The following is a 12,501-nucleotide window of genomic DNA, read 5'->3' as shown; positions in this document are numbered from 1 at the left end:
ACAATGAGTGATTTTTTCTGGAAAGATTTTAATCTTGATCATACTCTGGGATGTGGACAGGTTTTCAGATGGGATAAAAAAGACGATGTATGGACAGGTGTTGCAGAAGGTGAAATTATTCATGCAATACAGCAAAAAGATGGTAGTGTCTTGATAGACTCACATCTTCCTGCAGAATTCTTTATTAATTATTTCAGAATTGATGATGATCTCTGTCATATCCTTCAAAAAATCAATAAAGATCCGTGCATAAACAAAGCAATAAACGATTTTTATGGATTGCGTCTTATAAGACAGGATCCATGGGAATGTCTCATATCATATATGCTTGCCACCGCTTCCAGCATACCTACAATTAAAAAAAGGATTTCAAATCTTTGCAGTATGTTTGGAAATGAAATCACAGATGGATATTTCAGTTTTCCGGAACCATCAGACATTGCAAATGCCTGTATATCCGATCTTCAGGAATGCAAGTTAGGATTTCGTACACAGAGAATAAAGAATGCTGCAGAGATTGTAAACCGTGGAAATATAGATCTTGAATCCCTGCAGAAAATGGAGTATTATGATGCAAGAAAAAAATTGATGTCAATTGAAGGAGTAGGAGAAAAAGTCGCTGACTGCGTCCTGCTGTTCTCAATGGATAAGCTTGAATCGTTCCCTGTTGATACTCATATTAAAAAAATAGTCGAATATATGTATTGTGATAACACACTTTTGCAAAATGGAAAAAACTACCACAAAATTGGGGAGTGGGGCAGAGAATATTTTGGAAACTATTGTGGTTATGCACAGGAATACCTGTACATGCTAAAAAGATCTGGCAATTATCAATCTAGATATACCTGTTGAAAAGTTTTCTAAAATCGCAATATTTTATTGCACATATTTCTTTGTTTTCGAGTATCTGAAAGCCTTCATTAACACTTGCAGAAATATGTTTCCCCAGTGAGCAGGTATTAAGCCTTGATTTTAGAAGTGAGGTTGCGGAAGTATATTTTCGGGGTATGTCACATACATATTTCCCATCCTCAATATAGAATGAAAATACATCATCCATATGTTTGTATTTTAGCTTGAATTTTTCCGCATGATCTCGAAGCCATACAGGCGGACCAATATGTTTTTTAATCTGAGGTAGCCGGGATGAGATCAGTTCAAAATAAACGATGGCCTTTGCTTCTTTTTCATTTTCCCCTGCCCATGAAAATGATCTCATAACCCTGAACTGGTATTGTTCCAGCAAATCAGAAACTGACTTTTCCATTTTGTATAGCTGTGGATAGATAACATCTTCAACTTCATCAGGCTTTTTAAAACAGATTACAATAAGATCAGTGCCCCTTGATCTCATTCTGTCTTTGAGATCCTTATCTGTAAGAGTAACGATATCTTCAGGAAAAAAATACCTTTCTGAAGGGTCTGTAAGAAACTCCCGGGCAGCGTCTACAAATTCACAGAATTTATTGATTGAAACTGCAGCCGCAACATTTCTATCAGGGTCAGTAGGGTCGATAACAATCAGGGGATCCTTTCGCCCTTTGAATGAATCTGATAGAGGATCTGAATCAAATTTGATTTTCAGACCGGGTTTCCAATCCACTGCCGAGAAAATAACATTTTCAAATGAGCCAAAATGAATTATCAGAAGTTCTGTAAGGTATCCTGAAAATCCCTGTGTTTTAAGTTCAGAACCATAAACACCGGTTCCGCGCATAAATTGCTTTAAGAGGCGTACTTCATCTGCCAGTCCATTGATGTGTTTTTTTACAAATTCGTTGTGGAATGGGGTTCTGTCAACAGATGATTTGATGCATGAGGCATCAGTTACACCAAAACACGGTACAAGGTCCACATCAAACTCTTCAATATTCATGTTGATATATGGATGTTCTGCATAACGTTCTTCGAATCGTTCTGCTTCTTTTGCAACCTCTCTTGCAATAGATAATCCGGCTCTTTCAAGTTCAATACGCTCAGTTTCTTCAGGAAAAATTATAAATATGTCCAGATCATGTGTGCCTGAGATCCATGTATTCCTTGAAGCAGAACCTACAAGCTGTACAGACAGACCACTTATTCCCTGTTTCTCTATAGCCTTATTTACTTTTGAAATCAAATGATCGGTGATTTTTTTCAATTTAGCCTTTTCCGAACCTGTAGGCTTTATTTTCGAAAGTACCTCTTCTTTGATATCCTGAAGTCTTTCTAAACTACTCTTCTGCATGACTATTACATAGTAATCAAATGTATAAATAAATATAATCCTATCTGGCAATTAATGCCGTAAACATCATTTATATATTGAAATATGGGATTTAATTATATATCCTATTATATATTAACAGGAGGTGGAAATCCATGAGTGGCTCAAAGATTCTTATTCTGGCAGGTATCCTGGCTCTAATGGTAGCAGGAATAAGTGCAGTTACAGCAGATGCAACAAATCTTGTTTATCAGACCCAGAATACGTGTAACATTGCAGCAGGATGTGTTGAATGTGTCTGTAATGTTGTATCAGGATGCGGATGTAGGTAAGATATCCATAAATAGAACTTGATCTACCCGGATCATACGTTCTGATATCATCAAATGTTTATTTTTTTATTCACTGCGGGAACAATACATATTTATTGTATAATAAATATAAATGAAGCATAATATAATATTTCATATTATACATTATAAACCTAAACAGAAGGCTTATGTTAATGAATATTTCAAGAACCCTCATTCTGACAGGCATTTTAATTTTTTTGATCACTGGAGCTGGTGCAATTACAGCTACTGTACTATCTGAAGATGAAAATGGATTTTCCTGGTGCAGGCTATATGGACTGGTTTCACAGCAGAATCAACCTCATGCAGGAGAATTAGTAGTGTCAGGTCCAGATGCGCTTGAGATAGCAAAAGATTACTTTAATGAAAATATATCGCAGAGCAATGTCTATCTGGTAGACAGGTGGTGGGTGGTATACCATAATGATGGTGAATCTATTCAGATCATACACATCAACTCAATGAGTGGAGAAATTGCTGAAGACCACCTTGATGACCCGGAGAGTAATGATCAGGAAGTGCCATCGAATACTGGAAGCTGCTGGTGTTGAACTGCTAAATTCGATAATGCCTGTTCTGGGATCATCGGGGAGATGACCGTATGAGTCTGAACACATCAACAAGCCCCATATCCCTTTCCTCAATTATGCGCAGACCTGATTTTTCTATGATAGCCGGTATATTTCGATTTATATGTTCGTCCAGTAAAGCCTTTGAAACAGGATTGAACATATCTTCAAAAAACGCAATAAATTCACTGTTACTGCGCATATGTTCGATGTTTATTATACATCCACCCGGCTTACATACACGTTTCATTTCCTTAGAAGCTTTTTCAGGGTCAGCAACAACACATAATACAAATGTGGACACAACATAATCAAAAGTGTCATCAGCAAAACCAAGATACTCTGCTGCCATGGTTGCAAAATTTGTCATATCCCTATCATGATCCCTTTTTGCAATCTTTAGCATGTTGGGACTGACATCAATGCCAGTTACTTTTGCATCATCTGGATAATATGCAAGGTTTTTTCCGGTTCCAAGCCCTACCTCAAGTATATTGCCATGGATTTCAGGTATCACTTTCTTTCTCCATGATTTGAACATAAAGTGCTCTATCGGAGTTTCCAGTATATTGTACAGGAAAGCAATGCGGTCATATTTAGATGAAAATTTCATAAAATACAATGGCTCTACCAGCATATTGAGTTTTTCTCTCGTTCATTTTTATGTCTGTTGGGAATTGATTCCAAATAGAATCCAAAGATTTATCTATTATTATGGTATAAGAAAGTGCACTCAATCTGTTTAAGCACAATGGGCCCGTGGTCTAGCTGGTTATGACGTCGCCTTGACATGGCGGAGGTCCTGGATTCGAATTCCAGCGGGCCCATTAGAACTGTAATGTGCAATTCGATAAATTTAAATTCAAAAAGCAGCATTGTAGTTTGTAATCACTCCCAGCCCAGGTAGCTCAGTTGGGAGAGCGCTGCCCTGAAGAGGCAGTTGTCCCCGGTTCAAGTCCGGGTCTGGGCATATCAATAATGGTATAAAGCCTAATACTTTCGCACAGCTAACTTTGGATATTTATCCAATAATAGGAAGGTATTAGGTATGAATTTTTACAACGAACTTATTTCAAAAGTATAAATACGGTTCCAGCAAAAATTTTTGTGTGTGCACATCATTGTACAGTATCTTACTGGTTTTCCCTGTAAACCGATGAATATCTATAGTTTTATTGTTCTATGTATTTAATTAGCAGGGGGATTATTTTGTCAATAAGTATAGAAGAAGTATTGAATCGAGGCTTTAGTGCCTGGACTAAGAATTTGAAGATATCCGTGCCATTTATTCTTGCTGCTCTTGTGGTAGGAATTATGTGGATTGCATACATGGCTCTGTTTGTGATAGCTGTCATGCCATCTTTGATAGTAGATCCTAATATGGTTGTGGAAGCACTCAGACCATATCTTTTGCCGTTTGGTGTAGGTGTTTTAGTAATCATACTTATTAGTATGCTGATTGAAGCATTTTTTACAGCTGGTGCAATCGGAATGGCAAAAGATGTAGCATTAAATGGTAGAACTAGCTATGAAGAAATGATCAATTCCGGGAAAACACATTTTTTCAACTATTTCCTATTACAGATCCTGTTCTATCTGATAACGCTGGTAGGTGCTATATTTGTAATACCTGGTATTTTACAGATCGGAGATATTACTAACTTTGATGCGATCATACAGAATCTGCTTGTAATAGGTGCTGGATTTGTACTCTGGATTATTTACGGCATTTTTGTAAGTATTATCCTGGCAGTATCCTACTACGCACTTGTTGTTGATAAGATTGGACCTATTCAGGCAATAAAGACCAGCTACAGGTTCTTCATGAACAACAAGGCTGCTGTAGTAATACTCTGGCTACTTACAGTTGTAGTTGTGATTGCACTCAGTTTTATAGGAATGCTATTTGGATTTAATGAAACGCTTGCAATCATATGGAGTGTAATAAGCACTATAGTGAGTATTGTTGTAATTCCTGCAGTATTTACTCTATGGTGGACGTTCCTGTATATGGGTAAAACAGGCCATGATGTACGCGACCCAAAGACTATTGATACTTCAAAGGTAAGTGAATTGCAGTCCAATGAATAAAATTTTAACTTGCAGGCTTTGCTGAAAAGTTCAAAGCCTTACTATTTTTTCTAACAGAAAAGAGAAGAATATATGAAAATTAAAAGAAATCTATTAGCAACTTCAGCAACTGTTAAGATGTGTAGTGTGTTTTTATTGCCCTATTCATCCAGTGATGGCTTTAGATTTAATTTCGGTTACCCGTTGCCTTATTTTACTACATATAAATGATATCAAAAAACAAACTAATAATTCAGATAGGAAGTTACACAGGTCCCATAAATGCTGAAATTAAATAAAAAATGACGCACCAATCAAAATAAAGAGTATACCAGCTGCTTTTGAGATGATACTTGTTCTGATCCGATCCATAATAAATTGACCAATATAAATCGCTATCATAGTCATTATGAATAGAGCTAGTATTACTCCAATAAATACAAGATACGGATCATACTGTGTCGCAAACACAGCTGTAGCTATTTGTGTCTTATCACCCATTTCTGCAACTAATATCAATCCAAATCCTGTAAGAAATGGATTATTTAATTCTGGGTTAACATTAGTTTCTTCGTCTTCTTTACTAACTAACATTAACAAACCAAAAAGAATAAACAATAATCCTGCACTAATGCTCACATATTCCATTGGAACTACTGTTGAGATAAAATTACCTAAAATAATAGCTAAACCTGTAGTTATTGAAAAAGCAGCCATAACTCCCAGAAGAAGTGCCAGGTATTTTTTAGTTTTAGTTGAAAGGACCAAAATAGCTAACTGAGTCTTATCACCAAGTTCTGCAAGACCGACCAATATAAGAGGTACGATTAGATCCTGTAACATAATTTAGTTCCTTAATTCAGATTTAAATAGCTCTGTAGAAATCCTTGGCTGAATAATAATTGCAATAAGTTATACCTTTCGATGCTATATACTAACATCTTAATTTTGACTTCCTTTGCCTGATAGATCATTACAACTTGGTCAAAATAATTTGTACTCCTTCTGCCTCCACTGGAACGATGGCCTACGAGTTGGAGTGAACTACCCCGGAGCTAAAGACTCCGTGGCTTCCTGTTTCATCCCCTTCCCAACGGAAGCAAGTCCACAGGCTCTTCCCGTAGTTCCTACGGTGACGATTATATTCCTATTAAGTTCTGCTCTTGGAGAGCGAATTTCTTAATGTTGATAGCTGCATTTATGTCTCTATCGTGATTGGTATTACAGTCCGGGCATTGCCATTCTCTATCTGCTAATGTTATGGAACCATTGTAGTATCCGCAAACATTACAGATTTTTGTACTTGGCTCGAATCTTCCGATACGGAGAATTGTCTTTCCGTACCATTCAGCTTTATATTCAAGTTGTGTTATGAATGAAGGCCACGATGCGTCAGCTATGTGTTGAGCTAGACAATGATTTTTAAGCATACCGGATACATTTAAGGTCTCTACTGCTATGGCTTGGTTCTCGCTAACGAGCTTTGATGAAACCTTATGTTGGAAATCATGTCTTTGGTTTGCTATTTTCTCATGGAGTTTAGCTACCTGTTGACGGGCTTTGTTCCTGTTACTGGAGCCTTTCTTTTTCCGGGAAAGGCGTTTTGATAGGACTTTAAGCCTCTTCATGGAGTTTTTAAGGTGTCTTGGATTATCAATTTTATCACCGTTTGAAGTGATGGCAAAATCCTTGATGCCTACATCTACTCCTATGGTATCATCTACGGAAAATTCTGCTTTTTCCGGGATTTTCACACCATCATCTACGAGGATACTAATGTAGTATCTTCCAGTAGATGTACGGGATACCGTAGCTGTTCTTAAATCACCGTCACCTAATGGACGATGGAGAATAGTCTTCACGTTGCCTATTTTCGGAAGGTAGATGTTATTATTTTCAGAGTCTACCTTGTAGTTCTGAGGAACATTATAAGCCTGTACTGGATTTTTCCTTGATTTGAACTTAGGAAAACCTTTCTTTTCCCTGAAAAATTTCGTAAAGGCGTTGTCGAGATTGAGGGTAGCACCCTGCAATGACTGAGAATTAACATCCTTGAGCCATTCGTGTTCTCCATCTCTTTTCAACATAGTTATCCCTTTATTCAGGTCAAACCTTGAAATTGATTTACCGTCCTGTTCATAGGTCTTAATTTTTTGTTCTAAAGCCCAATTATAGATGAATCTACAAGCTCCGAAGTGCTTAAAAAACAGGTCTTCCTGCTCTTTTGTAGGATACATTCTGTATTTGTAGGCTTTTAACATACAAACATATATTAGAGTTAACATTATTTGTAGTTTGTGTTAATAGTGTAGTATATGAAGTATGAAAAGAAAAACCATAGTAAGTTTTTGTTATTGTATCATGTGATTTTTGTCTGTAAATACAGACGTAAAGCCTTAATTGACATCGAAATAGAATTAAAAGACACTCTCAACGATATAGCCGCTAAATCTAATTTTGAGATTGTGGAAATGGAAACAGACGAAGTCCATATCCATTTACTCATTAAAAGTCAACCGAAATACAGTATCCTATCAATTGTCAGAAGATTGAAACAAGAATCAACATATCGTTTATGGGAACAAAGAGAATTACACTTAAAATATTATTATTGGCATGAACGCACTTTATGGAGTGATGGATATTTTTGTAGCACCATTGGAAACGTTAGCAAAGAAATGGTATTAGAATACATACGGAATCAGGGTTAATAGACCGCTTACATCCCCTATGCTAAAGACATAGGGGTTTTGCGCTACAATTATAAAAGTTATCTGGTAAGCCAAAAGATTTCCTGGTCGATCTCGACATTTAAAAGAGAAATATTGACACAAGTGACGCAATAACTAAGCTGTAAAAAATTCCTTCAAAGTGCATTTTCAAACAGAAGAATTTACCTCTGGAAAATTTCTCACTTTTAAAGTATATCCACCCTTCCAGATTGCAGGGACCTGCTACCATACTTGCCAGTTCGGTATATACGTACATGAGTCCAAAGATAAACAGGAATATCATAGAGGCCCCAAGGCCGTCAATTACGTCTAGGATGGGATAGAGAACAATAGAAAACAAAAATCCACGAATTATTTGAACGGGAATTAACCATCTGTTCACATGAGCCCAATCAGCCGTATCAGGGGTCCTGTAATTGTTGAAAAAGGGATCATCACCGGTAAAATAAGGACCTTTGTGAACTACATAGTAAGCTACCACTCCAGCCAGCATATAAGAAAAAATGTGGATGAGGACAAACCATAAACTGAATTCAAGATAATCAAACATCTTTTTAAGGTAATGTTGTAATTGCTATATTAGAGTTATCTACTGGCAAAAATAGATCGAATATGATTTTTGATTTCAAATCGCAACCCTAATATACTACATCTGCCTATGTAGTCTCGATTGGTTTGAAGTGCAGGAATGCAGTTTAGATCCAATAATGAAATGTAAATTTATATATCAAAGAACACCAGTAGTGTAGTGGTTATCACCGGGCGTTGCCAACGCTCGAACCCGGGTTCGAATCCCGGCTGGTGTATATATTCTACACGGTTTTTCATTCTTGTTTTACATTATTATTTTTACTCTATTGTAAGTAAACAGAGGTATTCTTTTGCCATTATTGCGAATAAAATATTATTTATCAGTTTCTATATGCAGGAACAATTGTATATATGATGGAAACAGATTTTAGGCAAAGCAAAAACAGGTTTATACAAACTTTTGAATTTTTGTGAATCTAAAATTAGAGGATATGATAAATTGTCTGTAAGTCAAGGAGATAAAGTTAAGATAGAATATGAAGTAAAACTGGATGATGGAACCACATTCGATAGCACAGAGATGCATGGTGAACCCTTTGAATTTGAAGTTGGCTCAGGACAAATTATTGAAGGATTTGAAAACGAAATAATAGGTATGGATGAAGGAGAAGAAAAGGAATTTCAACTCCAGCCCCAGCAGGCCTATGGTGAGCCCCGTGAAGACATGATCAGGGCTATTCCACGAGAACAGGTTCCTGAAGATGAAGACCATGAACTAAAAACAGGTATCATGTTACTGGTAGCTCTGCCTGATGGCTCCCAGATTCCTGCAGAAGTTCTCGAGATCACAGATGAATCTGTAACCCTTGATATGAATCATCCACTTGCAGGAAAAGTGTTGAACTTCAAGGTCAAGATCAATGAGATCGCAGCCTGAATTTCTCTCTTTTTATTTTTTTCATTATTCTTATTTCATTAAATATTTCAGCTGAATACATTTTTTGGCTGTTTTTATAAACAGCCAGAACATAAAATAATATAATAACCCAAGTTTGACAGTTTTGACTCCTTGGAGAAGATAATGTATTCTCTTTCAACCCAAAATTCTCGTTTTTTTGTCAGGAAAAGCTATTTGACAGTTCAAATTATTTCATGCTAAGTACTACGATTTTGTCCATTTTTGCCTTAAAATCAGCGTGTTCATGGTATCAAAGTTTGCGTAAATGTACCTTTTTGCTCGACTTTTCGTGCAATCAACGGTTACTGTCAAATTCAATAGGCTATTTTTGATGAATTTTGTTGACTTGTGCTTGAGTTCGTTGAACTCATATCGCATCAACGATATGAACAGTTGTGCAATGAACCCAATGATCACAGCACCATAAATGCTAGCATCCGTCCATACTCGTAGTGGTTTAATCTCTATCTCATTTTTCAGCGAATTAATAATTTTCTCGATACTATCCTTTTTTCTGTATGTTTGAAGAGCTTCTATTAGTGTCAAATTCTCGCTTGATTTCAGGCAGAAAAATCCTTCTCTGCCTGTAATAAGATGTTCTTCAAGAAGTTTTGTAGCTTCCTGTTCATCAAGCTCCATCAGTTTTGTCTGCAGAGAATAAGTCACATCAACAAGGACATTGTTGATCCTGAATCTTTTAGGAATTTTTTTGTTCTTGTCAATAGATTCCTGTATTACCTTTGCTTCCTTTATTTGTCTCATAACTTTTCTTGCTTTTGAATCAAGTTGTTCTTTCTGAAGTTTCTTTGAAAAATAGAAGTAGTTTACACTACTTGTTTTAACGATCTTAAGACCATAGATTCCATTTTCTGGATCTATCAGTTCAGGAGAAGATTCCCAGAACGTTGCTATTTTCTTATCATCGCTTCTATTGAGTTTCCTTGCAGTCAAATAATGCATCTCATCTGCCCTTATCATGGCAGTATTATCTACACTATGAGCTCCTTTATCAAAAACAACAAGTGATCCTTGTTTCAATCTTCTATTAACTTGCTGATAAGTTCTCTTGAAATGTGTCTGGTCCGACAGGTTACCCTGTTCAACTGTGATACCTATAGGGACATTAATAGGATCTGCAAGTTCACTTATTCCCAATGTAATCTGTTTTTTATCTGGCCTGTGGTCACGACTATAGCCATACTTACCTAGTGGCGATTTATCGCCATACAACACAAGACTAGACCAGTCCATGTTGATATTAGTATGTTCGAAGTCATATCTCGTAAACAGTCTGTCCTGGATATCAGAAATAATCGTTTCACGATTATTTCCTAGGGTTTCAAGAACCCTGTAGAGAGTTCTTTCACTGAATTCAGGAAGATTGAAGATATCAAGAACTTCATCTCGATTAATCCATTCATGGGCTTTACTTATGCTGAAATTATCTGTAAGCTTGTAGCTTACAAGAGCTTTCAGCAGGTTGTTGATATCGATACCGTTCTTTTTGTGTTTGCCAAAAACAGTAGAAAAGTCAAGGATATCATAAAGTTGATTTACAGTCAGAATAGTTCCGATGGGAAAGCATATATTCTCATTGGGAACAATATCATATGTTCTTAGTTTTGTTTGCATTTTGATCGAATACAACAAAGCTAAGAACACTTTTATTACTTTTGACTGTCAAAGTTGGGATTTAAACATGGGTCTCTAACTGAAGTGAGGTACAGGAGAATTTACAGCAAAATAGTGACACAACCTAAAAACTTTACACATGTTACACTAAATGTAATCATCTCAAATATATTTTTTCAATTTTAAACTAATTTGAAATTAATAATTCATTGCTTAAACACTTTATACTGTGTAAAGTTTTTGCGTACAAAAAATTAGAGATACCTATAACCCATTAGTATGATACGAGGGGTGAGATTCGAACTCACGAACTCCTACGAGAATAGGCCCTCAACCTATCGCCTTTGACCTGGCTGGGCAACCCTCGCACAAATTTGCTGATGATTATTTTATTTTACCTAATATAACGAACACTTACGAAGAAAACTTTCAATATTGTCTTATAATTAAAAATTCAATAGTATCATATATTTATAAATTTTTTAGTATTAATCTTTTATGATAAATATATATTATTGCAATTATTTAATTTATTAACAGTTTATTATTTATTAATAAGACATATGGACTATTTAATGCAAAACTATATATGATTTAATAATTAATTCTATTTTATACAAGTTATAAATTAAATAAAATAATAAATATTAGGAGTAAGATAATAATTGAGATTCAAAAAATCAATAAGAACATACTCAGGAATTTTAAATATAGCCTCTATATTGGTAGATGAGAATTATTTCAAATCAATAAATAATTTTTATACCGAAGCTTTAAGTGAATTTTTTGTTCACTGGAAACTTAAAGATGATTTTGAAAAAGAAATATGTCGAAGAATGATAGATTCATGGGACAATAAGATTAAGAATCACTCAGAATATGATCCTTATACTAATTTCAGCTTATCATTAAGTCGCTATCAACTTGATAAATTATATTGCATTACCGATGAAATTTATTTTGATTCCATTTCCTCCGTGCTCAAAACTGCGACTATATTTTTTTTAGAAAATTGGAATGGCTCAATAATTGCGGGTAGGTTAGGCAATATATCCGATCAATTTATTGAAAAAAACGAGCATGGAAAGTTAGATTATCTAATAATCAGAGAATTATATTCAATAATGGATGTATTAGATAATTTAATTAAATTCTCTGAAATGGATTGGTTAGAGTTAGGAGATAATCTATCTTCTCTTTATGAATTTGATAAGGCACATAAATGCTATGATCAAATTATTCAGAAAAAACCTCGATATACACGGGCTTACCTTAAAAAAGGTATGCTTTTTGAACAAATGAGTGATTTTGATAATGCACTTGAATGCTTTCATGAGGCTTTAGAGATAGAACCTGGAAACGAAGATATTAAAGAGCTAATAGCTGAGCGTGCCAGTTTTTACAATGACTAAATTATGATAGTTAAGATGTTTAGGCGGGAAATTTT

13 protein-coding genes and 4 tRNA genes are annotated in these 12,501 nt (G+C 35.4%); 10 read left to right on the top strand and 7 right to left on the bottom strand.

Annotated elements, in window-relative coordinates; all coding sequences use genetic code 11:
* The first annotated feature begins 3 nt into the window (after window positions 1–3).
* Complete coding sequence (locus tag MZHIL_RS04175) at window positions 4–855, top strand: DNA-3-methyladenine glycosylase family protein (RefSeq protein WP_048815638.1); 852 nt, start codon at window positions 4–6, stop codon at window positions 853–855.
* Here the strand turns inward: MZHIL_RS04175 and cca are convergent.
* On the bottom strand, window positions 839–2,230 hold the full coding sequence (gene cca / locus MZHIL_RS04170) for a CCA tRNA nucleotidyltransferase (RefSeq protein ID WP_013898118.1): 1,392 nt from the start codon (window positions 2,228–2,230) through the stop codon (window positions 839–841). The genes MZHIL_RS04175 and cca overlap by 17 nt on opposite strands.
* Window positions 2,231–2,364: 134 nt before the next feature.
* Here cca and MZHIL_RS10495 point away from each other — a divergent pair, with 134 nt between their 5' ends.
* Window positions 2,365–2,541 carry a hypothetical protein gene (locus tag MZHIL_RS10495; RefSeq protein ID WP_013898117.1) on the top strand — a complete coding sequence of 59 codons (177 nt, stop codon included), beginning with the start codon at window positions 2,365–2,367 and terminating at the stop codon, window positions 2,539–2,541.
* Between the two features lie 173 nt (window positions 2,542–2,714).
* Window positions 2,715–3,113, top strand: coding sequence for a hypothetical protein (locus MZHIL_RS04165; protein ID WP_013898116.1), 399 nt, complete (start codon window positions 2,715–2,717; stop codon window positions 3,111–3,113).
* A gap of 31 nt (window positions 3,114–3,144) precedes the next feature.
* On the opposite strand, the gene MZHIL_RS04160 is transcribed toward MZHIL_RS04165, so the two are convergent.
* The gene (locus MZHIL_RS04160; protein ID WP_157209634.1) at window positions 3,145–3,744 is read right to left on the bottom strand and encodes a class I SAM-dependent methyltransferase; all 600 of its coding nucleotides are present in this window, start codon (window positions 3,742–3,744) and stop codon (window positions 3,145–3,147) included.
* Between the two features lie 140 nt (window positions 3,745–3,884).
* Here MZHIL_RS04160 and MZHIL_RS04155 point away from each other — a divergent pair.
* From MZHIL_RS04155 to MZHIL_RS04145, 3 genes are all read left to right on the top strand, one after another.
* Window positions 3,885–3,958, top strand: a tRNA-Val gene (locus tag MZHIL_RS04155).
* A 70-nt stretch (window positions 3,959–4,028) separates the two neighbouring features.
* Window positions 4,029–4,101, top strand: a tRNA-Phe gene (locus MZHIL_RS04150).
* 239 nt (window positions 4,102–4,340) lie between these two features.
* Window positions 4,341–5,222: a DUF7847 domain-containing protein gene (locus MZHIL_RS04145; protein ID WP_013898114.1), complete on the top strand. Its 882-nt coding sequence runs from the start codon at window positions 4,341–4,343 to the stop codon at window positions 5,220–5,222.
* Between the two features lie 270 nt (window positions 5,223–5,492).
* Here the strand turns inward: MZHIL_RS04145 and MZHIL_RS04140 are convergent, their stop codons facing one another.
* Window positions 5,493–6,044: a TMEM165/GDT1 family protein gene (locus MZHIL_RS04140; protein ID WP_013898113.1), complete on the bottom strand. Its 552-nt coding sequence runs from the start codon at window positions 6,042–6,044 to the stop codon at window positions 5,493–5,495.
* Window positions 6,045–6,340: 296 nt separating this feature from the next.
* Complete coding sequence (gene tnpB, locus MZHIL_RS04135; protein ID WP_013898112.1) at window positions 6,341–7,462, bottom strand: IS200/IS605 family element RNA-guided endonuclease TnpB; 1,122 nt, start codon at window positions 7,460–7,462, stop codon at window positions 6,341–6,343.
* Between the two features lie 54 nt (window positions 7,463–7,516).
* On the opposite strand from tnpB, the gene tnpA reads away from it, so the two are divergent.
* Window positions 7,517–7,912, top strand: coding sequence for an IS200/IS605 family transposase (gene tnpA / locus MZHIL_RS04130; protein ID WP_013898111.1), 396 nt, complete (start codon window positions 7,517–7,519; stop codon window positions 7,910–7,912).
* 100 nt (window positions 7,913–8,012) lie between these two features.
* On the opposite strand, the gene MZHIL_RS04125 is transcribed toward tnpA, so the two are convergent.
* A complete protein-coding gene (locus MZHIL_RS04125; RefSeq protein ID WP_157209633.1) occupies window positions 8,013–8,414 on the bottom strand; it encodes a hypothetical protein in 402 nt (133 codons plus the stop codon).
* Between the two features lie 253 nt (window positions 8,415–8,667).
* Here MZHIL_RS04125 and MZHIL_RS04120 point away from each other — a divergent pair.
* Both MZHIL_RS04120 and MZHIL_RS04115 read left to right on the top strand, forming a co-directional pair.
* Window positions 8,668–8,739, top strand: a tRNA-Gly gene (locus MZHIL_RS04120).
* A gap of 224 nt (window positions 8,740–8,963) precedes the next feature.
* A complete protein-coding gene (locus tag MZHIL_RS04115; RefSeq protein WP_013898109.1) occupies window positions 8,964–9,401 on the top strand; it encodes an FKBP-type peptidyl-prolyl cis-trans isomerase in 438 nt (145 codons plus the stop codon).
* A gap of 225 nt (window positions 9,402–9,626) precedes the next feature.
* Here MZHIL_RS04115 and MZHIL_RS04110 read toward each other — a convergent pair whose 3' ends face one another.
* A complete protein-coding gene (locus tag MZHIL_RS04110; RefSeq protein WP_013898108.1) occupies window positions 9,627–11,054 on the bottom strand; it encodes an IS1634 family transposase in 1,428 nt (475 codons plus the stop codon).
* Window positions 11,055–11,337: 283 nt separating this feature from the next.
* A tRNA-Leu gene (locus MZHIL_RS04105) sits at window positions 11,338–11,422 on the bottom strand.
* Between the two features lie 297 nt (window positions 11,423–11,719).
* Here MZHIL_RS04105 and MZHIL_RS04100 point away from each other — a divergent pair.
* On the top strand, window positions 11,720–12,466 hold the full coding sequence (locus MZHIL_RS04100; RefSeq protein WP_013898107.1) for a tetratricopeptide repeat protein: 747 nt from the start codon (window positions 11,720–11,722) through the stop codon (window positions 12,464–12,466).
* Window positions 12,467–12,501 lie beyond the last annotated feature (35 nt).

Origin of the sequence: Methanosalsum zhilinae DSM 4017, from assembly GCF_000217995.1 — an archaeon.
GTDB lineage: Archaea > Halobacteriota > Methanosarcinia > Methanosarcinales > Methanosarcinaceae > Methanosalsum > Methanosalsum zhilinae.
Note: the sequence above shows the minus strand (reverse complement) of the source record. Positions and strands in the feature narration are given on the sequence as shown.

What these genes read in the sequence shown, in the direction of transcription:
- MZHIL_RS04175 (WP_048815638.1), top strand. Translation starts at nt 4, where the DNA reads ATGAGTGATTTTTTCTGGAAAGATTTTAATCTTGATCATACTCTGGGA.
- cca (WP_013898118.1), bottom strand. Translation starts at nt 2,230, where the DNA reads ATGCAGAAGAGTAGTTTAGAAAGACTTCAGGATATCAAAGAAGAGGTA.
- MZHIL_RS10495 (WP_013898117.1), top strand. Translation starts at nt 2,365, where the DNA reads ATGAGTGGCTCAAAGATTCTTATTCTGGCAGGTATCCTGGCTCTAATG.
- MZHIL_RS04165 (WP_013898116.1), top strand. Translation starts at nt 2,715, where the DNA reads ATGAATATTTCAAGAACCCTCATTCTGACAGGCATTTTAATTTTTTTG.
- MZHIL_RS04160 (WP_157209634.1), bottom strand. Translation starts at nt 3,744, where the DNA reads ATGAAATTTTCATCTAAATATGACCGCATTGCTTTCCTGTACAATATA.
- MZHIL_RS04140 (WP_013898113.1), bottom strand. Translation starts at nt 6,044, where the DNA reads ATGTTACAGGATCTAATCGTACCTCTTATATTGGTCGGTCTTGCAGAA.
- tnpB (WP_013898112.1), bottom strand. Translation starts at nt 7,462, where the DNA reads ATGTTAAAAGCCTACAAATACAGAATGTATCCTACAAAAGAGCAGGAA.
- tnpA (WP_013898111.1), top strand. Translation starts at nt 7,517, where the DNA reads ATGAAGTATGAAAAGAAAAACCATAGTAAGTTTTTGTTATTGTATCAT.
- MZHIL_RS04110 (WP_013898108.1), bottom strand. Translation starts at nt 11,054, where the DNA reads ATGCAAACAAAACTAAGAACATATGATATTGTTCCCAATGAGAATATA.